The following is a 23,382-nucleotide window of genomic DNA, read 5'->3' as shown; positions in this document are numbered from 1 at the left end:
TTATTCGTTCCCGGGTTTCCGGTCGGACCGTTGTTCGGGCCGATTTCGCCTTCCGGCGTCACAGCGACATCGGCAATGGCATTCCCCGAAACCCAGACCACGCGACCGGCGCCGTTGGCAGCCAGCGACGGCGAAATCAGGGCCCGCTCTCCGTTCCGGGTGATCGTCACGCCAGGCCCCACCTTGTGGCCGTCCGGCAACGGCACGAAGGTGTCGGCATTGGCGGCACCGGTCGACAGCAGGCCCATGGCAACGGCCGCGGCGGCGCCGATGCCCGCGACGCGGGCACCGCGGCGCATAGTGCGGTTCTCGCTCATACTTCCCCTCATCAGGTTCAAACAGTCAACCTCGACCATCGAGGCTGGACGTGGTCCTCTCAGGCCCAGCTCAGTGTGTCGCTCCTTTGTTGCCGGTGTGTAACCGGTTGTAATTTCAGCGCAACGTACCAGCTGGCAACGGAACCGAGCCCAGTTCCAACCGGGCGGCCTCATGCGTGCCGATACCCGGGCCTGCGGGGTCCATATTGCATGGCTCGATGGGGACATTAAACGGTGGATAACGGCGATCGCAACGCGACGGTTCGTAAAGTTCAGAGTGACCTAAGTCACAGTTGCGAACATCTGAATATGGCGTGACGTGCATAAATGCAAGTTCACTACAGCCGAGGCTGTCCGAAAGCTACCCAAGGGGGCCGTCGCCACATACGGGACAGAGCCGTAAAGATTTCGCTGGGATTACTTTCGGCCGGAAATGATCACGGCCGAATCACGAGAACGCTGGCTCGAATACGTAGCTACTACGTAGATAACGGCCTCAGCCGTGGTGCGGGGGGACCTGAGCGCGTAGCCAGTCGTCGCCGGACCGGCCGTCCCCGGCATCCTCGCCGCGCTCGTCGCTGGTGGTCTCGGGCAGGGGGTCACCGAAGATCTTCGCCAGACGCGCGGCATCCCTCGCCCGGCGAGCCGCCGGGCGAGGGTTGTCGGAGGGAGTGTGGGCGGTGATTACTCGACCAATCCGGAGAGTTCGCCGATCACTCGGCTCGCGAGCGGCCCGAGCGTCGCCATACCGTCCCGGATCGCGGATCTGGTGCCGGGCAGGTTGACCACCAGGGTGCTTCCGGACACGCCGGCCACGCCGCGGGACAGACCCGCGTCCAGCGATCCGGCTACCCGGCCGGAGGAACGCAGCGCTTCGCTGATTCCCGGCAATTCGCGGTCGAGCACTTGCGAGGTGGCCTCCGGCGTGACGTCACGCGGGGACATGCCCGTGCCGCCGACGGAGATCACCAGATCGACGCCGCCGATCACCGCGGTGTTGAGCGCGTTGCGGATCTCGACCTCGTCGGCCTGTACCGACACCGACGCGTCAACGAGGAAACCCGCCTCGGTGAGCAGCTCGGTGACCAGCGGGCCGAGCGAGTCCACACCTCCATGCGCCGTTCGATCGTCGACGACCACCACCAGAGCACGCCCCGCCACAGGAGCATCGATTTCCATGCTGCTCACCGTAGCGCCTGCGTCGAGCAACTCGGCGGCCGCGCCGACAACGCCGGCGTCGATGTCGGTCAGCGGAGCCCGTCCGCCGCGCATCATCGGCCGCCCTCCGCGGGCGCGCCGGAGAGGGTCACCTCGACGGTCTTGGGGTTGTTGCCTTGCTCATCGGTGTAGGTGACATTCACCTTGTCTCCTGGTTGATGGGACCGGACCGCGGCGACGAGCGCGTTTCCGGAATCGATCGGGCGGTCGTCGAGCTTCGTCACCACCACACCCGGTGGAATGCCCGCCCGAGCGGCGGGGCCGTCCGGCGTCACGTCTCGCACCGTCGCGCCGGAAATCTGCTGCGCCGGGTCCTGCTGGCGCGACACGGTGATCCCGATTTGGGCGTAAGTGGCTTTTCCGGTCTTGATGAGCTCATCGGCGACCCGGCGCGCCTGATCCACGGGGATCGCGAAGCCGAGTCCGATCGAGCCGGTCTGGCCACCGACGGTCTCGGCGGGCCCGAGCGTCGCGATGGCGGTGTTGATGCCGACGAGCTTGCCGTTGCCGTCCACCAGAGCGCCACCCGAATTGCCCGGGTTGATCGCGGCGTCGGTCTGGATCGCATCGATCACCGGGCTGACCGCCGGGCTCGGCTCGCTGCCGTTGCCCGAGGTCACCACGGGCCGGTTCAACGCCGACACGATGCCCGTGGTGACCGTGCCCGCGAGTCCGAGCGGCGAGCCGATCGCGACGACCGGTTGACCGACCTGGAGGTTCGCCGACGTGCCCAGCTCGATCGGGGTGAGACCGCTGCGGCCGGACACCTTGATGACGGCCAGGTCGGAGACCGGGTCGGCGCCGACCACCGTCGCGGGCGCGCTGCTGCCGTCAGCGAACACGACCTCCATCCTCGCGTTCGGCCCGCCGCCCGCGGCTACGTGATTGTTGGTCAGAATGAGCCCGTCGGAGGACAGGATCACCCCGGAACCCTCGCCCTCGGCCCTGCTGCTGGCCACCTTGATCATGACCACGCTGGGCAGCACCTTCTGCGCGACCGACTGGGTGGATCCGGCCGGGGCGGTGGAGGCGTTGTTGATGTTCGGTTTCGGCGCATCCAAGGCGTTGGTGACCGGGGCGCGGCCGTCGTCGGTGCGAGTGACCAGCGCGCCGACCGCGCCGCCGACGCCGCCGCTGACCAAGGCGAGCGCGACCGCGCCCGCGACGAGGCCGGTGCGAATCGGACGCCGGGGCGGCCCATCGTAGACGCCGTCGTGCGGCTTGCCGTGGGGCGCGGCGTACCCGCCGAACGGCTGCGTGGGATTGTGCTGGGCCGGGTACTGCGCCGACGGATGCTGCGGTCCCTGCGGACCGTAACCGTGGGCCTGCGCCTCCCCCGGACCGAAGGCGCCGCCATGCGGCGTACCCGCCGACCACGGGCCGGATGCCGCGCCGGGGATATGCTCAGCCGGCTCTCGGCCCGAACCGGCACTGGCCGCGCCGGGGTCCGGTCGGTCCTTCGAATCCTCGCTCATGGAATCCTCGTTTCTGCTCACGTCGTCACCGCGCCGGCGCTCGGCGCCGCCGTTCGCGACTGCGTGCTCCCTCGGTTCGCTCACCTCGCCGACGCTCGGCTCCGGCACGAGCGAGTGCTCGGCTGTGTTCATTTGTTCGCTGTGCCGACCAGGTTGGTCCCAGTGACTGAGAGCGGACTGAGACCGTGCTTTCAGTTTTCCGAGATCTGCCCATCGCGGCCAGCATTAGAACCATCGACAAGTCAATGTCTCAAAGTATGCGACAAACCGATCGAGGCAATGTCCGAATTATCGGTGAATATTTCGCACAGAACTGACCATTGTGCGGGAAATAGACGCCCATCGGGCGGTATTGCGTCAATCCGGCGCGGGGGCTCCCGGCTCACCCGGCAGCACGATGCGGACGACGGTGCCACCGCGTTCAGAAGTATCGACGGCGATGGTGCCGCCGTGTTTTGTCACCACTTGCTTCACGATCGCCAGGCCGAGGCCCGAACCCGGCATCGATCGGGACGAGGTGATCCGATAGAAGCGCTCGAATACCAGCTCGCGCTCCGGCGCGGGAATTCCCGGCCCCGCGTCGTCGATGGCAAGCTCCAGCAGCCCCGGGCCGCTCTCCCGCATGACGATGCGGACCTGCGCGCCGGCGGGGCTCCACTTGGCGGCGTTGTCGAGAACGTTGAGCACCGCGCGCTCCAGCCCCGCGTCGTGCCCGTACACGAACCACGGTCGCAGATCCGCGACGAACTCGATGCCGGTGCGGCGGCGCCGGGCTCGCTCGAGCGCGCGTTCCACCACGTCGCCGAGATCGACGCGCTCGTAGACGGTTTCCGGTGCGTCTTCCCGCGCGAGATCGACCAGATCGCCCACCAGCGTCGACAATTCTTCGATCTGGGCCATGACGTCCGCGCGCAGCCCGGCCATGTCCTCGTCCGGTATCCGGGGTGCGCCCGGGCGGCTGGAAGCGATGAGCAACTCCATGTTGGTCCGCAACGACGTCAGCGGCGTGCGCAATTCGTGCCCGGCGTCGGCGACCAGCCTGCGCTGCCGGTCGCGCGACTCGGTCAAGGCGCGCAGCATGGTGTTGAAACTGTCGGTGAGCCTGGCCAGTTCGTCGTCGCCGGTCACCGGGATCGGCGTCAGATCGTCGGTGCGCGCGACGCGTTCGGTGGCCGCGGTGAGCCGGGCGATGGGTCGCAATCCGGTCCGGCCGACCGCCGTGCCCGCCGCGGCGGCCAGCACGACACCGCAGCCGCCGACCACGAACAGCAGCCAGGCGAGCCGGTCCAGCACCTCCCTGGTCCGGTCCAGTCGCTGCGAGATCACCAGTGTCGCACCGGAATTCGTGTGAACAGCCAGCACACGCTGATTGCCGACGGTGCGCAGCGAGGAACTCCGCTCCCCCTCCGCGACGTCCATCTCCTCGACCCCGACCGGTGGATCGGTCGACTGCGGTGGCGAATAGGGCTTGAGATCGGGATAGATCAGCGCGATTCCGGTGTCGTCGTAGAAGGCCGAGGCGATCATCAGATTCTGGATGTTGAATCCGTACGGATTGCTGGCGATCACGGCGGTGGCGCGGCTGCGCAGCTGCGCGTCCACGTCGGCGTACAACGCGCGCGCCACGAGCGCGTAAGCCGCGATCGAGGTGACCGCCACCGCGATCGCCACCACGGAGGCGGCCAGCAGGGTCACTCGCCAGCGCAGCGAGACCGATCGGGTCAGCGGCATCGGCGGCCGCATGTCCGCCGACTCGGGCGGTCGCTGGCCGAGCGCGGCGACGACGGGTCGCTTGGGGGCTGTCCGTGCCATGAAAGCGGCCTACGGGGGTGTTTCGCGTAGCACGTAGCCCACGCCGCGCACCGTGTGGATCAACCGCGGCTCGCCCTCGGCCTCGGTCTTGCGGCGCAGATAACCGATGTACACCTCTAGCGCGTTTCCCGAGGTTGGGAAATCATAGCCCCAGACCTCCTCGAGAATGCGACTGCGAGTCAGTACCCGGCGCGGATTGGCCATCAACATTTCCAGCAGTGAGAACTCGGTGCGGGTGAGACTGATCGGGCGGGCGCCGCGGGAAACCTCACGCGTCACCGGGTCCAGCGACAGATCGGCGAACTTCATGGCCTCCGATGCCTCACCCGGATCGGCGGCCGTGCGGCGCAGCAGCGCCCGCAGCCTGGCCAGCAGCTCTTCCAGCGCGAAGGGCTTCGGCAAATAGTCGTCCGCCCCGGCGTCGAGCCCGGCAACCCGCTCGGAGACCGAATCTCGCGCCGTGAGAACCAGAATCGGCAAATCATCGCCCGTGCTGCGCAACCTGCGACAGACCTCGAGCCCGTCCAGCCGGGGCATCATCACGTCCAGCACGAGCGCATCCGGTCGCTGCGCGGTTGCCTTCTCCAGCGCGTCCACGCCATCCACCGCGAGATCGACGGAGTAGCCGTTGAAGGTGAGCGACCGGCGCAGCGATTCCCGGACAGCCCGATCGTCGTCGACTACCAGAATGCGCATGCCACCAGTTTGACCGCAGCGACTGAGAGGTAACTGAGAGGCCACCCCCGACACGCCGCGGCGAGTCCTGGTGCAGCGTTCGGCGCGTCACCCCGCTCCGACCCCGGATGACCAGGGGCTTCCACGACAATGTCGAGAAGTTGACGCGTCCTTGACGCATTCCGCCGCGAATCATGTTCTCTATAGCCATATTCGGCAATTTGCGTACCGACTCCCCCGGATTGCCGATGACCACTCTGCACGGTATGTTCCGTGCGGTAAAAAGAAGACCTCTAGTTGGTTCTTTGCGGGTTGAATCAATACTGAACAGCCACGCGCAACCGAGGTCACTGGTGAAGCGGAGGCGACGGAAGCGGATGGAAGCTGCACCGCGGTCCTGGCAATTCAGCCTGTCGAACTGGTCGGTCACCCGCAAGGTTGGCGTGGTGCTCGTGCTTCCGGTGCTGCTGGCCACCGTCTTCGCCGTGCTCCGAATCAACAACGAACTGCGTACCATGACGCAGTTGGACGCGGCCACCGAACAAGCCATCATCATCCGCCCGATCGTCAAGTTCGGTACCGCGACCGAGCAACTCGGCGTCACCGCGACGGCCACCTGGGGCAACACCGCCGACCCGCAGACCGACGCGGCGCTGACGAAGTTCGACCAGGCGCTGGCCGAGCTGGAAGCCGCGCTGCAGACCACCAAGGCCAGCGGCCGGGTCACCTCCGAGCTCGCCTCGGCCATCGCGACCGGCACCACGATGCGCAACAGCCTGCGCAACGGCTCGCCCGCGATGGTCGGCGAACAGTCCGACGAGATCATGGTGCGCATCGGCAACGCGCTCGCGCTGTCACCCTCCGTGGACGACTTGGTGATCCAGCGCTACTTCCTGCAGCTGGCGTCGGTGCAGACCGCACGGCGCGTGCTCACCCAGCAGCGCATGCTGATCGGCTCACCGGACGCGGGCCGCAACACGAGCGTGCGGCCGCGCGTGCTGGTCGCCGCGGGCGCCGAGATCACGATGATCTACCAGTACGCGCAGATCCTGCCGGACTACGCGGGCAATATGCGCCCGCTGCTGGACGCGGTGCAGACCCGTCTCGGCACGTTCAGCCAGAACGTCGCCGATCCGGCGACCAACCCCGCCGTGCTCGATTCGCTCCAGATCAGTTCGGACACCTACGAGAAGACCACCGTGCAGCTGATCGACACGATCGACAGCGCACTGGCCGACCGCACCACCGCGGCGCAGACCGGCGCGCTGCGCGAGACGACGATCGTCATCGGCATGCTGCTCGCGGGCCTGGCGCTGGCTCTGTCGGTGGCACGCACCCTGGTCGTCCCGGTCCGTCGGCTGCGGCGCGACGCGCTCGAGGTGGCGCACATCAAGCTGCCCGATGAGCTGGCCGTGGTGCGCGCGGGCGGCACCACACCGGAGATCACCCCGGTCGCCGTGCACACCACCGACGAGATCGGCCAGCTGGCCCGCGCCGTCGACGAGATCCATGAACAGGCGCTCAACCTCGCCGCCGACCAGGCCCGCCTGCGCCTGCAGATCGGCAACATGTTCGAAACCCTCTCCCGCCGCAGCCAATCGCTGGTCGAGCAGCAGCTGGCGCTGATCGAGGATCTCGAACACGACGAGGACGACACCGACCGGCTGCAGAGCCTGTTCCGCCTCGACCACCTGGCCACCCGTATGCGCCGCAACGGCGACAACCTGCTCGTGCTCGCAGGCACCGCGCTGCGCCGCGGCCAGCTGCACCCGGTACACCTGTCGGACATGCTCTGGAGCGCGGTCTCCCAGGTCGAGGACTACCAGCGGGTCGAGATCGGCGCGGTGCCCGACGGTATCGTCGCGGGCGAGCCTGCGGTCGACATCGAGCACCTGCTCGCCGAGCTGATCGACAACGCGCTGCGCTACTCCCCGCCGACCACTCCCGTCACGGTGATGGTGTCGCGCGCGGTGGACGGCGGCTACCTGATCGAAATCACCGACCGCGGCCTGGGCATGTCCCTGGAAGACCTGCAGACGACCAACGAACGGCTCGCCTCCGGTGGTGAGGTCACTGTCGAGACGGCGCGCCGAATGGGTCTGTTCGTCGTCGGCCGGCTGGCCAAACGCCACACCATCACGGTCAGCCTGCGCCGCACCTCGACGATGGCGCAGCAGCCCGGCATCACCGCAAGCGTGCACCTGCCCGGCGCTCTGGTCGCGCCGCCGATGGACGTCACCGACCCGGCGGGCAAACCGCTCGATATCACCGCCGAGCATCAGCTGCCGACGCTCGCCGCATCGCCCACCGGCGCGCACCCCCGCAATCTCGTACCGGTGCCGAGCCTGCCGCAGCGCGACACCGCACGCTTCGGCGTGACCAGTTCCGGTCTGCCCCAGCGCCGTCCGGCCATCCGGGTCGCTGATTCGTCCGACCAGCCCGCGGTCTCCGCGCCGGTCGGCCGCGCGGTCAATCCGGCCGATCAGCCGCCCACCCAGCCCTGGCCGGTGCTCACTCCCCGCACGGAGACCGACCACACCCCGGCCGGCCCGTTCGGTCCGCCGACGTCCGCCGGGAGTGAACCGTCCGGCGACGCCGGACAACAGCCCGCGCCCACCGATCTGTGGACCGAGATCCAGGACGACGATCCGGCCACCGGACCGAATCCGGCGGTGGCCAGGGAGAGCGTCGCACCCCAGACCACCGCACGGTCCGGTCTTCCGATCCGCAAGCCGTCCACCGCACCCGCTGACCCACCGCAGGAGGTGGCATCCGAACCCGCGACGGTCACCTCATCCCGGCTACAGCCGGTGGCCGGCGCCTCGCCCACTCCGATCTATCAACGCATGGTCTCGGAATGGCTGGTCGAGCCCTCGACCTCGCAATCGCCGGAGAGCACATGGTCTTCGCCTGGGGACGCGGGCTGGCTGGCCGCCGAGGATGCCAGCAATCCGACGACCACGGCGCGTACTGTCGGCGGACTGCCGATCCGCAGACCGGGCGCCCAGCTGGTGCCCGGCGGCCTGGCGCCGGCGGAGGACGCCGGAACGCGTGATCCAGACGAAATTCGCACTAACTTGACCAGGCATCTCAGTGGGGTCCGCAGCGGGCGGGCCAATGCGCAGTACAACGACGGAGGGCTTGCATGACCAACGCGAACAACAGCACCACGGACGAGAATCTGAACTGGCTGGTCGCCCGCTTCACCCGGGATGTGCCCGGCGTGTCCCACGCGGTGCTGGTGTCGGCGGACGGCCTGTTGCAGGCCACCAGCCCGCATCTGCCCAGCGACCGCGCCGAGCAACTCTCCGCCGTCACCGCCGGCCTGGCCAGCCTCTCCATGGGCGCGGCCTCCCTGTTCGACGGCGGCAAGGTGATGCAGTCCATCGTGGAGATGCAGCGCGGCTACCTGCTGGTGATGAGCGTCGGCAACGGCTCGCACCTGGCCGTGCTGGCGAACAAGACACACGACATCGGTCGTATCGGCTACGAGATGGCGCTGCTGGTCGACCGGGTGGGCTCGGTGGTCACCGCCACCGCCCGTACCGCCGTCTGAGTGTGAGATGTCCAACCCATACGGCCCTGGACCACGACCAACCACCCGCGTCCGGCCGTACGCCCTGACCTCCGGGCGTACCGAACCGGCGATCGAGCTGCCGCTGGAGGCGGTCATCGAAACCTTGTCGTACACTGCACATCTCGACTGGCCGACCGGCGACATCCGCACCGAGATACTGCGACTCGGCACGCATCGGCTGTCGGTCGCGGAGATCGCGGCGCATCTGGACCGGCCGCTGGGCATGGTCCGGGTGGTGATCGGCGACCTCGTCGTCGACGGCACCATGCGCGTGCATTCGACCCTGACCGAAGAGGCGAGCTATGACGAGCGACGTTCGCTGATGGAGAGGACATTGCGTGGACTCCGCGCCCTATAGGAATCTGGGGCCCAGTGGAAATCCCGGGCCAAGTGGGAATATCGGAACGGGGAACGCCCCTGGACCGGACGGCTTCGAGAACCGCGTCGCCTCGACGAAGATCGTTGTCGCCGGCGGCTTCGGCGCGGGCAAGACCACGTTCGTCGGTGCGGTGTCGGAGATCGTTCCGCTGCGCACCGAGGCGATGGTGACCCGTTACTCCGACGGCATCGACGATCTCGCCGAGACACCGGAGAAGGAAACCACCACGGTCGCGATGGATTTCGGCCGGATCATCCTGCCGGGCAACCTGGTGCTCTATCTGTTCGGCACACCGGGCCAGCGACGGTTCTGGTTCATGTGGGACGACCTGATCCGCGGCGCGATCGGCGCCGTGGTGCTGATCGACACCAGGCGGCTGGAGGACAGCTTCGCCGCGGTCGACTTCTTCGAGGCGCGCAAGCTGCCGTTCCTGATCGCGGTGAACCGGTTCCCCGACGCGCCGCGCTTCCCGATCGCGGAGCTGCGCGAGGCGCTTTCGGTCCGCGAGGGCGTGCCGATCGTGGATATCGACGCGCGCAACGCGATCGAGGTGCGCCAGGCGCTGGCCGCGGTCACCGAATACGCGATCGCCCAGCTGAAGGCGAGCGAACTGGAAGGAAGCGCCCGGCATGCGTGAGGTCGCGACGCTGGCTGCGGGCAATGGCGCCGGGGCGTCGGTCGATCAGTTCGCGCTCGGCTATTGGCTGGTCGCGCTGACCTTGGGTATCTCCGTGCTCGGCGCGGTAGTCGGCCTCGCATGCCTGGTGCACAGCGCGCGCTCGGTCCAGTTCCGGCTCGTCTGGCTGGTTTCCGCGGCCATCTCGCTCGGCGGCGTCGGGGCGTGGCTGGCCACGTCGGTGGCCATGCTCGGCCTGCGGGTGCCGGGTAGCGCGATCCGTTACGACTCGGGCCGCTTGGTCGCGGCTCTGGTGGTGTCGATCGTGACGGTCCTGGCCGCGCTGCTGACCATCGGCCGCAAACCGCGCCTGACGCTGCTGCTGCCCGGCGGGTTGGTTCTCGGCCTCGGCATCGCTCTCACGCACTACCTCGGCATCGGCTCGATCGCGATCCAGGGTTCGGTCGACGTGACGATCTGGCTGGCCGCCGTTTCGGCGGTAATCGGGGTGATCACCGCGACCGCGACGCTCTGGTCGTTCCAGGCGGTGCGTTTCCCGCTGGCCCGCGCCGCGACGGTGCTGCTGTTCGGCGTCGGTGTGATCGCGACCTACTACACGGCGATGGCCGCATTGCATTTCGACGTGGATCGGTCGGCGAAGGTGCCCGAGGGTGTGGAGTTGTTCGACTTCGTGTTCCCGATGTTCGTCATAGGCTTGCTGGCGCTGACGGTGCCGATCTCCGCGGTGCTGATCGCTCCGGACCGCCGCGAATTCGCTACCCCGCCGAAGCCGCGCCGACCGAAGCTGGAGCCGGTCGGCTGATTCGCCAGCCGCCCGAACGGCGAATCCCCCAGCAGTAGGTCTGTTTTCGCGACACTGGTCGACCCGCCTCCCCGATTCGCGCTGATCGGTGGAGGCGGGATTCGGCGATGACCCGGAAAGACCCGTCCGGCCGACTTACAGTGGGAGCCATGTTTTTCGGTCCGGGGTTCGCCGCTGGACGTCCAGCGTGCGCCGTGGAGTTCGGCTTCGCGGTGTCCGACGGTGCCCGAGGCCTGCCCAGCTAGCTAGCTGCTCACGTACCGCCGTAGCATCGCCCGGTCACGGTCGGCGGCGCTGCCATGTGAAGGCCGAGACCTGATTTCGGACAGTGGATTTCTTTTGAACGGGAGGATCCGGACGTGACGCCGGAACAAGAGGCAGTGCTGCGCGACATCCAGGTTCAGCTGCGCGGGCCCGGCTTGTCCGGCTGGCCGCAGCTCGGCACCGACGCGGACGGCGAGCATCGCACGCTGGTGGACGGGTTGGCCGCCGCGCTGGCGCGCATCGGCGAGCTGGAGCGCCAATACGCTGAATTGCGAACGCAAATAGTCGAATTGCGGACCGAGATCAGCGAACTGGAGGCGACGACAGCCGAGCTGACCGAGCAGGTGCAGCGGTTGGACCGGCCGCACCTGCCGTGGCCGCTCTCGCTGATCGAGGGTCCCGCCGCGCTGGTCGGTGAGCAGCTGGCGCGGTTGGAGGCACTGTGGGCGGACTTGGCCGGGTTGCGGGGCCACGACGGCGCCGAGCGGCACGAGACCGACGACAAGGCCGGACCCGCGGAGCTGACCTCGAAAAACTGAGCGGCACACCGCCGCACCGTCAAGCACGCGGGGATCCGCGGTGGGAGAAGGAAATCGGGAGAGCCGGATCGGCGAGACGCCGTTCAGATTGGCGATGAGCGGGTTCTCCTGGGAACCAGGAGAACCCGCCCTCGAGCACGAGGGTACCGCTGTCCGGCCTTGCGCGCATCAATTTCGGCGTACTTTTTCGCCGCCAAAAACCAACCGGCGGTATCGATTTCATGGCGTAGCTATCCGGTCGCAACCGCACTGGACGCAATAGTGCGACGTGATGCAGGCCATATCGGTAGCTGAAGAATAGCCGTGGCGAGGGGCGGTTCGCTATAAGGTCACGTCACCACTGGTTTTTCGGACAACCGACCAGCAGCGCCACGTTTGCCCGCCTCGATAGAAACGTTGAACAGTAGCAAGCCGTCACCGCCGAACACGCAGCGCCGCAGGCGCTACCGAGGATTACAGCCGATCGAGATCGATCAGGCCGCGCCGCACGGCCGCGACCAACCTGCGCGGTACCTGATGCACCACGCCGCCGACAGTGACCGGTACCAGTTCGACCGGTGCGGCCTTCCAGTTCGCCCTGCGGCTGCGGGTGTTCGATCGCGACATCTTCCGCTTCGGCACGGCCATGTCAGGCCTCCCCTCGGATACGCTTGCCGTACTTGCGCTCGAACTTCTCCACCCGTCCCTGGGTGTCCAGCACGCGGTGCGCGCCGGTCCAGAACGGGTGCGAGTCGGCCGTCACATCCACTGTCAGCAGCGGATAGGTGTTGCCGTCCGTCCACTCGACGGTGCGCGCGCTGGTGGCTGTGGAACGGGTGAGGAACCGCTTGCCGGTGCTCACGTCCTCGAAGACCACCGGGTGGTAGTCGGGATGGATTCCCTTCTTCATTTCGCCTCTCCTCTCGGGCTTTTCACGTCTTCGACTGCTCGGTCCGCGGCGTCGCCGTCCGCGCAGGGATCGGCGTGCCACTCCCCGAACGGGTCCTCCCACTCGGCCACCAGCTCGGGTGCGCGCTCGACCAGCCGCAGCTCCTCGTCCTCCACCAGCGCCCAATGCAGCGCCTCGCGGATCTCCGCCGGATCGGCGTCGTGCACCAGGATCGCCAGCGAGACGTCCCGGTCCCCGAAACGCTCGTCCCAGCGCAGCGCGGCCATCGCGCGGCGCTCCGGGTGGACCTCGGCCAGCTCGTCGGGGGACATCGCGGCCAGCCACCGACCGGCGCCGCCCACCCGCAGGCCGCCGCCCGCTGATTCCACCCAGACCACCTCGTCGGGCTGGGTCGCCAGCCACAGGCGGCCGCGCGCGGTCACCACGCCGTCGAACAGCACGTCGAGCGCCTCGTGCAGGCGGCCGGGATGGAACGGGCGTCCCGCGGCGAACTCCATGAGCACGACGCCGTAGTCGCTGGTCAAGGGTGGGGTGCCGCGCAGCAGCGGCGCGTGCGCGTCGAAGATACGGCCGCGCCGCGAGTCGGCGCAGATGCGCGCGAGCAGCGCTTCGACCCCGGCGGGCGTGAGTTCTTCTGGCTCGTCGACCCAGTCGACCGGCGCACCGGGGACCAGCCGCGCCAGTACCGCGGCGAGTTTTCCTCGATCGGCCCGCGCGTCGCTGAGCAGCGCTCCGTCGGTTTCGACGGCGCCGAGGGCGATCACCGCGTCGGCGAAGTCGACCTGGCCGACCGCGACCTGCGCCACCGTGCGGTCGTCGTCGGCGCGAGCGAGGCCGCGCTCGACGAGCGTATCCTCGCCGGTCGCGTCGGCGAGCCAGGTGCCGGCGTCCAGACAGGTGAGCACCGCGTCCACCCGCACGTCGCGCCCTGCGGGACCGTCGACGCGACCGTGCACGCCGCTGACCACGACGTCCTCGATGGCCTGGCACACCGCTTCGGCCTCGAACGCGGGATCGAGTGCGAGCACGATGCGGTCGACCGAATCGCGCCGGGCAAGTGTGCACAGCAGCGGGAGCAGGTCCATCCGCAGCGTGCAGGAGACACAGCCGTGCGCGAGTTCGAGCACGGCGGAGGTCTCCTCCGTCGCGGTGCGCACCGTGCGGTGCACGATGCCTTCGCGCAACTGGGCGAGGTCGTGGCGGACGACGACGGTGCCCGGCGCCGCGCCCAGCGCCGCGGCCGCGCGATCCACGCCCGCCGCGGCGAGTCCGGCGAACCCGGCGAGCACCACCACGGGCGTCCTCCGGTCGGACTCGGGTGGGAACAGGGTGGAATCTGCGCCGACCACCGGCAACCCCTTTCGGTAACGATTTTCATTTGCCGTCGCACAACGGTACAGTCCCGGTCAGCCTTTGTCGAAAACGATTGTCATCTACTGGAGGGAGTCCGCATGTCGGCCCACTGCCAGGTCACCGGGCGCAAGCCCGGATTCGGCAAGTCCGTGTCGCACTCGCACAAGCGGACCAGCCGCCGCTGGAACCCCAACGTCCAGCGCAAGACCTACTACCTGCCCAGCGAAGGACGGCGCATCACGCTGACCGTCTCCGCCAAGGGCATCAAGACCATCGACCGGGACGGCATCGAGGCCGTGGTGGCCCGGCTCCGGGCACGCGGCGACAAGATCTAAAAGGAGCGACCCATGGCGTCGAAATCGACCGACATCCGCCCGATCGTGAAGCTGAAGTCCACCGCGGGCACCGGGTACACCTACGTGACCCGCAAGAACCGCCGCAACGACCCCGATCGCCTGGTGCTGCGCAAATACGACCCGGTCGTGCGCAAGCACGTCGACTTCCGCGAGGAGCGCTGAAATGGCCAAGAAGTCGAAGATCGCACGCAATCAGCAGCGCAGGGCGATCGTGGCGCGCTACGCCGAGCGCCGCGCCGAGTTGAAGGAAATCATCCGGAAGCCGGGCACCTCGGACACCGATCGGGAGGCCGCGCAGGCCGAACTGCGGCGGCAGCCGCGAGACGCCAGTCCGGTACGATTGCGCAATCGGGACGCCGCCGACGGACGACCGCGCGGTCATCTCCGGAAGTTCGGACTCTCCCGTGTGCGTGTGCGCGAGATGGCCCACCGGGGCGAGTTGCCCGGTGTGCACAAATCGAGCTGGTAGACAACCACTGATCTCGTGAGAAGGAACCCGTCATATGGCAGTCAAGCGAGCACCGTCGAAGAAGGTTCGCGCCGAGCAGGCCCGTCGCCCGAAGAAGAACCCGCTCATCGCCGCGGGTATCGAGACGGTCGACTACAAAGACGTGAACCTGCTGCGCACGTTCATCTCCGATCGCGGCAAGATTCGCAGCCGCCGGGTCACCGGGCTCACCCCGCAGCAGCAGCGCCAGGTCGCTGTCGCGGTGAAGAACGCCCGTGAGATGGCGCTGCTGCCGTTCACCAGCCGGTAGTCGGGCTTTCGATACGCGAGAGACCCCCGAGGAACTCGGGGGTCTCTGTCGTTTCCACACGAGGCAACGCTTGCGAATGAGCGCCCGGACTAGGGTTGCGGCATGGATCGGATACCGGCCGGACGCACCACCGCAGCTGTCGCCCTAGTGCTCGCCTGCCTCGCGGCCACGAGCTGCGGGGACTCGAAAGACACGGAAAGACAACCGAACACGAGCACGACGCAGGCCGCGGCGCCGAGCACACCCGTCGAGGACCCGAAGGGTAACCAGGGCACCCCGTTCACCGCCGACCCGACCATCGTCGGTGCGCATCCGATTCCGTTCCGATCCTGGACCAGGTTGGCGGACGACAAGATAGCCGTGAACTTCGAAACCGGGGCCCCCGAGTGTTATGGCGTGGATGCCACGGTCACCGAGACTGATTCCGCGGTGACTGTCGAACTGCGCTCGGGCACCCGCGCCGACACGGTGGGCCGGATGTGCACGATGATCGCGGTTTTCGGCACGCTGGAGGTCTCACTGAAAGCGCCACTGGGCAACCGCACGGTGCTCAGCGGGGTCTAGGGCACAGCGAAGGCCGCGCCGGACCGAGGGCCCGACGCGGCCTTTTCTCGCTGCTGCCCTACGTCAGTGGGCGAAGTGGCGCGCCCCGGTGAGGTACAGGGTGACACCTGCCTCGCGGGCGAGGTCGATGGTCTCCTGGTCGCGCACCGAGCCGCCGGGCTGGACGATGGCGCGGACACCGGCCTGGACCAGGGTCTGCGGTCCATCCGGGAACGGGAAGTAGGCGTCGGAGGCGGCCACCGAGCCCTTGGCCCGGTCACCGGCCCGCTGCACCGCTAGACCGACCGCGTCCACCCGGTTGACCTGGCCCATGCCGACGCCGACCGAGGCGCCGTCGTGGGCGAGCAGGATCGCGTTGGACTTCACGGCACGGCAGGCGCGCCAAGCGAACGCCAGATCGGCCAAGGTCTGCGGGTCGGCGGGCTCGCCAGCGGCCAGCGTCCAGTTGGCCGGGTCGTCACCCGCGGCGTCGAGCACGTCACGCTGCTGCAACAGCGCACCGCCGCTGATCGGGCGCAGCTCGGTGCCCGCGCGCCGCGGCGGCTCGGCGACGAGGATGCGCACGTTCTTCTTGCGCTGCAACACCTCCACGGCGCCGTCGGCGTAGGACGGCGCGACGATCACCTCGGTGAAGATCTCCGCGACCTGCTCGGCCATCTCCACGGTGACCTCGCGGTTCGCCGCGATCACCCCGCCGAACGCGCTGACCGGATCGCACGCGTGCGCCTTGCGATGCGCCTCGGCGATATCGGCGCCGAGCGCGATGCCACACGGGTTCGCGTGCTTGATGATGGCGACCGCCGGGTCTTCGTGGTCGAAGGCCGCCCGCCAGGCGGCGTCGGCGTCGACGTAGTTGTTGTACGACATCTCCTTGCCGTGCAGCTGCCGTGCCTGCGCCAGCCCGAGGCTGCCGTCGCCGTTGGTGTACAGCGCGGCGGCCTGATGCGGGTTCTCGCCGTAGCGCAGCACCGCCGAGCGTTCCCAGGTGCCACCGAGCCATTCGGGGAACCGGGTCGCCGCCGCGTCGGCCTCGCCGTCTACGGCCAGCACGTCGGTCAGCCAGCTCGCGACCGCGACGTCGTAACTCGCGGTGTGCTGGAAAGCCTTGGCCGCCAAGGCGGTTCGCTCGGCGAGCGTGAAGCCGCCGGACTTCACCGCGGCCAGCACGTCGTCGTAGTCGCGGCTGTCGACCACCACCGCCACCGACGGATGATTCTTCGCCGCGGCGCGCACCATGGACGGCCCGCCGATATCGATCTGCTCCACGCACTCGTCGGGACCGGCCCCGCTCGCCACGGTCTGCGTGAACGGGTAGAGGTTCACCACGACCAGCTGGAACGCCTCCACGCCGAGCTCGACCAGCTGATCGACGTGCTCCTGCTTGCGCGAGTCGGCCAGAATGCCCGCGTGCACCCGCGGATGCAGCGTCTTGACCCGGCCGTCGAGGGTCTCCGGAAACCCGGTCAGGTCCTCGACCTTGGTCACCGGGATGCCCGCGTCGGCGATCTTGCCCGCGGTGGATCCGGTCGAGACCAGCTCGATGCCCGCCGCGTGCAGACCGGTCGCGAGCTCGACGAGACCCGTCTTGTCGTAGACACTCACCAGCGCCCTGCTGATCGGCTTGCGTTCACTCACCGGAGAACTCGCTCATCTGGGATAACTGCCTTTCGTCCGTCGGAGACAATGCCTCTCGTGGCGACGGCGGCGACGACCTCCGCCAGCAACCGTCGCTCGACAACCTTGATGCGCTCGTGCAGGGTGGCCTCATCGTCACCGGGCAGCACCGCCACCGCCTCCTGCGCGAGGATCGGGCCGGTGTCCACGCCCTCGTCCACCAGATGCACCGTGCAACCGGTGACCCGCGCTCCATAGGCGAGCGCGTCACGAACTCCGTGCGCGCCGGGGAACGCGGGCAGCAGCGCCGGGTGGGTGTTGATGATCCGGCCGCCGAACCGGTCCAGGAAGGCCGGGCCGAGCAGCTTCATGAAGCCCGCCGACACCACGAGATCCGGGTCGTAGGCCGCGACTGCGTCGGTGAACGCGACATCCCAGGCGGCGCGGTCGGGAAAGTCCTTCAGCGCCAGCCGGAAATGCGGCACGCCCGCGGCGTCCGCGTGGCCGGTGGCGGCGCAGGTGCGGTCGACGCCGACGGCGACGATCTTCGCCGGATAGCCGGGAGCGGACGCCGCGTCCAACAGTGCGCGCAGCAGCGAGCCGGTGCCCGATGCCAGCACGACGACGGTTGCCGGCGCCGCTGCGGGCTTCCACGGGGCGTGCGAGGACGTCAGCGTAATACTCCTGCGATCGATCGGTATGGCGTCCGGATGCGGCACCGCCGGGTTAGAGCCTAACGACCGTCCACCCGGTCACTGTCCGGCAGGTCCGTCTCGACCACCTCGGCGTCGACGATGTCGGCCATGGGGTCGTCGTGGCGCGCGTCGTCTGTCTCGATCGCGGCTGGCTCGTCGAGGAGCTCGGCGTCGAGTGCGTCTTCCAGCTCCGGCCTGTCGTAGCCGAGGGAGCGATCGTCGCGGTAGTCGTAGTAGTCGTCGTCCGCGTAGTAGTCGGCGTGGTCGGAGCTGGCGTAGTAATCGTCGTAGTCGTCGTATGGATCGGTGTAGTCGGCCGGCGGGACGCCGACCGGGACGAGGAACCAGCGTGCGAACACCAGGCCCGCGTAGCCGGGAATCGCGAGCCAGGCGAAGGTGATCAGCGCGAAGATCGGCAGATCCAGCCCGACCCGGCCGAACGTGCCGAGTTCGCCGCCCGCGACCGCCCCCGCCACCGCCAAGGCGAGCGACGCCAGCGCGGCCGAGCTGAGCGTCGCCCACGGTGCGGTGATCCGGTCGGTCGAGGTACGGGCGCAATCCAACCCGCCGAGCACACCGACCGCGGCCGGGACGAGCAACAGCACCAGCCACCATCCCGCCGCCGGCCCCGTCGGTACCGCGGCGAGCAGGGGGAAAGCCGGAATCGGGCCGCCGACCACCGAGAACACGCCGAACGAGGCGGCACCGATATGCGCGCTGGAGCCGACCAGCACACCGACCGTGTGGACCACCAGGTTCGGCAGATAGAGCAGCGCGAGCAGGGTCAGTCCGATTACGCCCACGGCGTTACCCGCCGACTGATAGGTGTCATCGACCCGCGAGACGTGCGCGAGGAACGACACGACCACCACCGCGGTGGCGCAGCCCAGCAGCCGCAAGACGGACCGGCCCGCGCCGTACAGCCCCGAGACGGCCCAGTCGGGTACGGGCAACAGCACGAACAGCAGTCGCCGGATACGAATGGCGATGCCGGCAACAGCGGCGAGCAGATACAGCACCGCGACCCACGCGAACGCGGCGAGGGTGTTCGGCGGTTGCAGCGCGATGACACCCGATGCGTCTTCGGCGACGGCGAGGCAGACCGACGTGACCAGCAGCGGACCGCCTACCGCGGCGCCGACGATCCACCCGAGATCGGCCTTGGTGCAGTCCGGTTCCGCGGCTTGTGCGCATTCCCGCCCAGCCAGCCAGACCAGCAGCGCGGTCGGCAGCAGCGGAAGCAGGCTGAGCGAAGTTTTGCCGATCACCAGCGGAACCTGGTGTGCGCCCAGCCAGCTGGCGGCGACCGCGCCGGAGGCGCCCGCGAGATCACCGCCCGAGGTCAGCAGCGTGACGAGCACGAGAACGGCGAAGGTGGTGAGCCCGAATGCCGCGGGACGGGCCGCGACCGCAACGAGAACCCTGGATCGCTCCGGAGTCAGTGACAGAAACCCGGCCTCGTCCGCATCGGGATGCGGCTGCGACGCGCGGGTTCGGCGCGTCGAGGAGGTTCTGGGGGAGCTCATGGCTTTTCAGCGTGGCAGCTTCCCCGGCGCGAGCGGGTCAGGCGCGCCGGGGAAGGAGCTGCCAGCCGTCGCGCCGGGAAGGCGGCGCGGTGTTACTTGTTGTTGTCGTCCGAGGGACGGAATGCCTGGGTGGCGTCGGAGGACGGATCGCCACCCTGCTCGCCGCCGAACGGCTGGCTCGGCTGCTGTCCGAAGCCCTGCGAACCGTAGGGCGACTGCTGGCCGGCCGGCTGCCCGCCGAAGTGCTGGGTCGCGCTCTCGTCCGGACGCGGCTGCGCGCCGTACGGCGAACCCTGCTGCTGGGACGCGCCGTAGGCCGTGGTCGGCTGGCTCTGCCCGTAGGGCGGAGGCTGTTGGCCGTAGGGCTGGCCCTGCTGGCCCTGGCCGTAGCTCGGCTGGCTCTGCCCGTAGGGCGAAGGCTGCTGCGACGGGAACTGCGGCGGGGCCGACTGGCCGTAGCCGGACTGCCCGCTCGGTCCGTAGCCGGGCTGACTCGGCTGACCCTGACCGAAGGACTGCTGCGCCTGCCCGAACGACGGGGCCTGCTGGCCGTAACCGCCCTGCCCGAAAGCGCTCGGCGCGGTGGCCGGGCGCGGCGCGGGCGCCTTCACGATGCCCGCGTCGAACAGCGCGGCGGTGATCGCCACCGCGGTCTGCACGAACGCCAGGACCAGCACGATGTACGCGCCCACCGCCAGTTCGCTGCCCTCACCGAAGCTGAACGACTGGAACAGCAGCGCGATGAAGCCCGCGGTCGAGGCCGCTGCGGCCGCGCCGATCCAGTTCTGCTTCGGCAGCAACGACAGCCCGGCGAGCAGGCCGCCGAGCAGCAGCAGTCCGAGCAGCGGCGAGCCGGACGCCACCTCGAACAGGTTGGCTGTCTCCGACCCGCTGACCCGCCTGCCGCCGAGATCGATCGGCTTGCTGCCCAGGAACGGCAGGAAGCCGAGCAGGAAGTTGAGCACGCCGAGCGCTGCTACGCCGACCACCAGGAAGAACGGCAGACCTTTGGCATCGGAACCGGTAGCGCTCGAACCTGAAGTGGCGCCACCGGGAGCAGGGCTCTGGCTGGATGGCGCTGAGGGCGAGGGTGTGTTGTACCCGGAGCCCCCGGTCGGGTAAGACATGTCGTCGTCTCCTAAATCGAGTCGTTCATGGTTTTCACGGCTGGATTACTTCTGACGCTACTGCACTGCCTGGCCCAGGTCACCCTGTGCCAATCGCCGGGACGAGCGAAATCGTCCGCGTCCCGGCAGGTCGCCGCACGCTTCGAGACACGTGTCCGACCCGCAGCTTGTAGCGAGACCGCCCATCGCCTACCTAACTGTTGCCCGCGGTGGCTGTTTTCACACTGTCCGGCTTCTCGAGGACGGGGAATCACCATGCCGATGAACCGTTTGTGCGGCCCCTTCGTGTGAAGGGATGAGAAAAGCACGACGGGTTCCCGAGAGCCAACGGTTCCACACGTGGCCGGTCAGGATGCTCGGCTGCTGCCCAAGCCTGAGCCCACCCGCCACACATGACGAAGGCCGCCCCCCGAATTCGGAGGCGGCCTTCGTGCGTGGCGCGTACCGGATCAGGCGCTGATGCTGGCCTTCTCCAGGATCTCGCGGGCCAGCGCGGCGGTCTCGGACGGCGTCTTGCCGACCTTGACGCCAGCGGCCTCCAGCGCGTCCTTCTTCGCCTGGGCGGTGCCCGACGAACCGGACACGATGGCGCCGGCGTGGCCCATCGTCTTGCCCTCGGGGGCGGTGAAACCCGCCACGTAGCCGACGACCGGCTTGGTGACGTTGGCCTTGATGTAGGCCGCCGCCCGCTCCTCGGCGTCGCCGCCGATCTCGCCGATCATCACGATCAGCTTGGTCTCCGGGTCCTTCTCGAACGCCTCGATGGCGTCGATGTGGGTGGTGCCGATGACCGGGTCGCCGCCGATGCCGATGGAGGTCGAGAAGCCGAAGTCGCGCAGCTCGTACATCATCTGGTAGGTCAGCGTGCCGGACTTCGAGACCAGGCCGATCGGGCCCTTGCCGGTGATGTTGGCCGGGGTGATGCCGACCAGCGACTCGCCGGGGGTGATGATGCCGGGGCAGTTCGGGCCGATGATCCGGGTCTTGGCGCCCTTCTCCACGTTGTAGGCCCACGCGTAGGCGGTGTCCTGCACCGGGATGCCCTCGGTGATGACCACGAGCAGCGGGATCTCCGCGTCGACGGCCTCGATGATGGCGTCCTTGGCGAACTTCGGCGGCACGAACGCGATGGACACGTCGGCGCCGGTCTCCTTGATGGCCTCCGCGACGGTGCCGAAGACGGGCAGCTCGACCGCGTTGCCGTCCTTGTCGGTGTGCGCGACGGTGGTGCCCGCCTTGCGCGCGTTCACACCGCCCACGATCTGGGTGCCCGCCTTCAGCATCAGCGCGGTGTGCTTGGTGCCCTCGCCGCCGGTGATGCCCTGGACGATGACCTTGGAATCCTTGTTCAGGAAGATAGACATTGTTTTCGTCCTTACTCGGCCGTCGTTATCGGGCGGCTGCCAGTTCGGCGGCCTTGTCGGCGCCTTCGTCCATTGTCTGCGCCAGCGTCACCAGCGGGTGCGCGGCCTCGACGAGAATCTTGCGGCCCTCGTCGACCCGGTTGCCGTCGAGGCGGACCACCAGCGGCTTGTTCGCGTTGTCACCCAGGATCTCCAGCGCCTTCACGATGCCGTTGGCGACCGCGTCACAGGCGGTGATGCCGCCGAAGACGTTGACGAACACGCTCTTGACCTGCTCGTCGTTCAGGATGACGTCCAGACCGGCGGCCATCACCTCGGCCGAGGCGCCACCGCCGATGTCCAGGAAGTTGGCGGGCTTCACGCCGCCGTGGTTCTCGCCCGCGTAGGCGACGACGTCCAGGGTCGACATGACCAGGCCTGCGCCGTTGCCTATGATGCCGACCTCGCCGTCGAGCTTGACGTAGTTGAGGTCGTTCTCCTTGGCCTTGAGCTCGAGCGGGTCGGTCGCGTCCTTGTCTGCGAACGCCTCGTGCTCCGGGTGGCGGAATCCGGCGTTCTCGTCCAGGGTGACCTTGCCGTCCAAGGCGAGGATCTCGTCCTGCGGGGTGCGCACCAGCGGGTTGACCTCGACCAGGGTGGCGTCTTCCGCGACGAACACCTCCCACAGCTTCTGGATGGTCACGGCCGCGGCGTCCAGCACGTCGGCGGGCAGGTGGCCCTGCTCGGCGATCGAGCGCGCGAACGCCAGGTCGACGCCCTTGACCGCGTCGACCGGAACCTTGGCCAGCCGCTCCGGCTTGGTCGCGGCGACCTCTTCGATCTCCATGCCGCCCTCGACCGAGCACATGGCCAGGTAGGTCCGGTTGGCCCGATCCAGCAGGAAGGAGATGTAGTACTCCTCCGCGATGTCCTTGGCCTCGGCGACGAGGATCTTCTTGGTGATATGGCCCTTGATGTCAAGGCCGATGATGTTCTGCGCGTGCGTGAAGGCGTCGTCCGGGGTGGCGGCGTACTTGACTCCACCCGCCTTGCCGCGGCCACCGGCCTTCACCTGGGCCTTGATCATCACCGGCTTGCCGATTTCCGCCGCGATCGCGCGGGCGTCCTCGGCCGTGTCCGTGACGCGGCCCTCGGACGAAGGCACTCCGTGCTTAACGAAGAGCTCCTTCGCCTGATATTCGAAGAGATCCATGTACTCACCGTCTCGTCTGCGTTGTGATGACAACGTCTTTGTTGGCGGCCCGACGTCGGAAGCGGGTCGGGTCGGACTTTAACCAGTCACATGGAGGGCCAATCGGCCACGTTCATCCTAAGTGGCGCAGGTCACGGACCGGTGCTGCGCCTCGGCAAAACCGCTGGCCAACACTACTGACGAGTAGGTTGCTGACGGCACGCCAGGTAGAGCCGCCGAACTCGGAATCGGGCAGCTTTCTACTACAGC

24 protein-coding genes and 1 pseudogene are annotated in these 23,382 nt (G+C 68.3%); 11 read left to right on the top strand and 14 right to left on the bottom strand.

The annotated features are described in order from the left end of the window. The 5 genes and pseudogenes from AB0M45_RS07940 to AB0M45_RS07920 all read right to left on the bottom strand — a co-directional run. Positions 1–317: pseudogene (locus tag AB0M45_RS07940) on the bottom strand (mspA family protein); the annotation flags it as partial. Between the two features lie 684 nt (positions 318–1,001). After that, on the bottom strand, positions 1,002–1,496 hold the full coding sequence (locus tag AB0M45_RS07935) for a MogA/MoaB family molybdenum cofactor biosynthesis protein (protein WP_195044576.1): 495 nt from the start codon (positions 1,494–1,496) through the stop codon (positions 1,002–1,004). A gap of 92 nt (positions 1,497–1,588) precedes the next feature. Continuing rightward, on the bottom strand, positions 1,589–3,142 hold the full coding sequence (locus AB0M45_RS07930) for a trypsin-like peptidase domain-containing protein (protein WP_364324106.1): 1,554 nt from the start codon (positions 3,140–3,142) through the stop codon (positions 1,589–1,591). A gap of 225 nt (positions 3,143–3,367) precedes the next feature. Further along, complete coding sequence (locus AB0M45_RS07925) at positions 3,368–4,753, bottom strand: HAMP domain-containing sensor histidine kinase (protein WP_364324133.1); 1,386 nt, start codon at positions 4,751–4,753, stop codon at positions 3,368–3,370. A 78-nt stretch (positions 4,754–4,831) separates the two neighbouring features. Continuing rightward, entirely contained in the window at positions 4,832–5,518 is a 687-nt protein-coding gene (locus AB0M45_RS07920) for a response regulator transcription factor (protein ID WP_364324105.1), read from the bottom strand. Positions 5,519–5,874: 356 nt separating this feature from the next. On the opposite strand from AB0M45_RS07920, the gene AB0M45_RS07915 reads away from it, so the two are divergent. The 6 genes from AB0M45_RS07915 (at position 5,875) to AB0M45_RS07890 (ending at position 11,695) form a co-directional block, all read left to right on the top strand. Further along, positions 5,875–8,646, top strand: a complete 2,772-nt coding sequence (locus AB0M45_RS07915) for an ATP-binding protein (RefSeq protein WP_364324103.1) — start codon at positions 5,875–5,877, stop codon at positions 8,644–8,646. Continuing rightward, positions 8,643–9,053: a roadblock/LC7 domain-containing protein gene (locus AB0M45_RS07910; RefSeq protein WP_364324101.1), complete on the top strand. Its 411-nt coding sequence runs from the start codon at positions 8,643–8,645 to the stop codon at positions 9,051–9,053. Before AB0M45_RS07915 ends, AB0M45_RS07910 begins: the two co-directional genes overlap by 4 nt. Before the next feature lie 7 nt (positions 9,054–9,060). Next, the gene (locus AB0M45_RS07905) at positions 9,061–9,432 is read left to right on the top strand and encodes a DUF742 domain-containing protein (RefSeq protein ID WP_364324099.1); all 372 of its coding nucleotides are present in this window, start codon (positions 9,061–9,063) and stop codon (positions 9,430–9,432) included. Between the two features lie 40 nt (positions 9,433–9,472). Continuing rightward, complete coding sequence (locus AB0M45_RS07900; RefSeq protein WP_364324131.1) at positions 9,473–10,090, top strand: ATP/GTP-binding protein; 618 nt, start codon at positions 9,473–9,475, stop codon at positions 10,088–10,090. After that, on the top strand, positions 10,083–10,892 hold the full coding sequence (locus tag AB0M45_RS07895; RefSeq protein WP_364324097.1) for an MHYT domain-containing protein: 810 nt from the start codon (positions 10,083–10,085) through the stop codon (positions 10,890–10,892). Before AB0M45_RS07900 ends, AB0M45_RS07895 begins: the two co-directional genes overlap by 8 nt. A gap of 359 nt (positions 10,893–11,251) precedes the next feature. Continuing rightward, positions 11,252–11,695 carry a hypothetical protein gene (locus AB0M45_RS07890; RefSeq protein ID WP_364324095.1) on the top strand — a complete coding sequence of 148 codons (444 nt, stop codon included), beginning with the start codon at positions 11,252–11,254 and terminating at the stop codon, positions 11,693–11,695. 453 nt (positions 11,696–12,148) lie between these two features. On the opposite strand, the gene rpmF is transcribed toward AB0M45_RS07890, so the two are convergent. The 3 genes from rpmF to AB0M45_RS07875 are packed head-to-tail and all read right to left on the bottom strand — an operon-like array spanning position 12,149 to position 13,933. Further along, entirely contained in the window at positions 12,149–12,322 is a 174-nt protein-coding gene (rpmF, locus tag AB0M45_RS07885; protein ID WP_364324093.1) for a 50S ribosomal protein L32, read from the bottom strand. 1 nt (position 12,323) lies between these two features. After that, positions 12,324–12,584 (bottom strand): type B 50S ribosomal protein L31, encoded by a 261-nt coding sequence (locus tag AB0M45_RS07880; RefSeq protein ID WP_364324091.1) that lies wholly within the window; start codon positions 12,582–12,584, stop codon positions 12,324–12,326. Next, positions 12,581–13,933 (bottom strand): GTP-binding protein, encoded by a 1,353-nt coding sequence (locus AB0M45_RS07875; protein ID WP_364324089.1) that lies wholly within the window; start codon positions 13,931–13,933, stop codon positions 12,581–12,583. The genes AB0M45_RS07880 and AB0M45_RS07875 overlap by 4 nt, the downstream gene beginning before the upstream one ends. 102 nt (positions 13,934–14,035) lie before the next feature. On the opposite strand from AB0M45_RS07875, the gene rpmB reads away from it, so the two are divergent. The 5 genes from rpmB (at position 14,036) to AB0M45_RS07850 (ending at position 15,615) form a co-directional block, all read left to right on the top strand. Then, entirely contained in the window at positions 14,036–14,272 is a 237-nt protein-coding gene (gene rpmB, locus AB0M45_RS07870) for a 50S ribosomal protein L28 (protein WP_063052922.1), read from the top strand. A 12-nt stretch (positions 14,273–14,284) separates the two neighbouring features. Continuing rightward, positions 14,285–14,455, top strand: coding sequence for a 50S ribosomal protein L33 (rpmG, locus tag AB0M45_RS07865; protein WP_019049259.1), 171 nt, complete (start codon positions 14,285–14,287; stop codon positions 14,453–14,455). 1 nt (position 14,456) lies between these two features. Then, on the top strand, positions 14,457–14,762 hold the full coding sequence (gene rpsN, locus AB0M45_RS07860; protein WP_364324085.1) for a 30S ribosomal protein S14: 306 nt from the start codon (positions 14,457–14,459) through the stop codon (positions 14,760–14,762). A 34-nt stretch (positions 14,763–14,796) separates the two neighbouring features. Beyond that, positions 14,797–15,051: a 30S ribosomal protein S18 gene (gene rpsR, locus AB0M45_RS07855; protein WP_011211513.1), complete on the top strand. Its 255-nt coding sequence runs from the start codon at positions 14,797–14,799 to the stop codon at positions 15,049–15,051. A 102-nt stretch (positions 15,052–15,153) separates the two neighbouring features. Beyond that, entirely contained in the window at positions 15,154–15,615 is a 462-nt protein-coding gene (locus AB0M45_RS07850) for a hypothetical protein (RefSeq protein ID WP_364324083.1), read from the top strand. Between the two features lie 63 nt (positions 15,616–15,678). On the opposite strand, the gene purH is transcribed toward AB0M45_RS07850, so the two are convergent. The 6 genes from purH to sucC all read right to left on the bottom strand — a co-directional run bounded on the left by purH (position 15,679) and on the right by sucC (position 23,133). Then, positions 15,679–17,250 (bottom strand): bifunctional phosphoribosylaminoimidazolecarboxamide formyltransferase/IMP cyclohydrolase, encoded by a 1,572-nt coding sequence (purH, locus tag AB0M45_RS07845; RefSeq protein ID WP_364324081.1) that lies wholly within the window; start codon positions 17,248–17,250, stop codon positions 15,679–15,681. After that, positions 17,247–17,924 (bottom strand): phosphoribosylglycinamide formyltransferase, encoded by a 678-nt coding sequence (gene purN, locus AB0M45_RS07840; RefSeq protein WP_364324129.1) that lies wholly within the window; start codon positions 17,922–17,924, stop codon positions 17,247–17,249. Before purN ends, purH begins: the two co-directional genes overlap by 4 nt. 38 nt (positions 17,925–17,962) lie before the next feature. Next, positions 17,963–19,450 carry a DUF6350 family protein gene (locus AB0M45_RS07835; protein ID WP_364324079.1) on the bottom strand — a complete coding sequence of 496 codons (1,488 nt, stop codon included), beginning with the start codon at positions 19,448–19,450 and terminating at the stop codon, positions 17,963–17,965. Positions 19,451–19,542: 92 nt separating this feature from the next. After that, positions 19,543–20,577: a DUF5336 domain-containing protein gene (locus tag AB0M45_RS07830; RefSeq protein ID WP_364324078.1), complete on the bottom strand. Its 1,035-nt coding sequence runs from the start codon at positions 20,575–20,577 to the stop codon at positions 19,543–19,545. Between the two features lie 449 nt (positions 20,578–21,026). Beyond that, positions 21,027–21,941, bottom strand: a complete 915-nt coding sequence (gene sucD / locus AB0M45_RS07825) for a succinate--CoA ligase subunit alpha (protein ID WP_364324076.1) — start codon at positions 21,939–21,941, stop codon at positions 21,027–21,029. 25 nt (positions 21,942–21,966) lie between these two features. Then, on the bottom strand, positions 21,967–23,133 hold the full coding sequence (sucC, locus tag AB0M45_RS07820; protein ID WP_364324075.1) for an ADP-forming succinate--CoA ligase subunit beta: 1,167 nt from the start codon (positions 23,131–23,133) through the stop codon (positions 21,967–21,969). Positions 23,134–23,382 lie beyond the last annotated feature (249 nt).

It is taken from the genome of Nocardia sp. NPDC051787 (assembly GCF_040681325.1).
Lineage (GTDB): Bacteria > Actinomycetota > Actinomycetes > Mycobacteriales > Mycobacteriaceae > Nocardia.
This window is presented reverse-complemented; position numbering and strand designations above follow the sequence as displayed.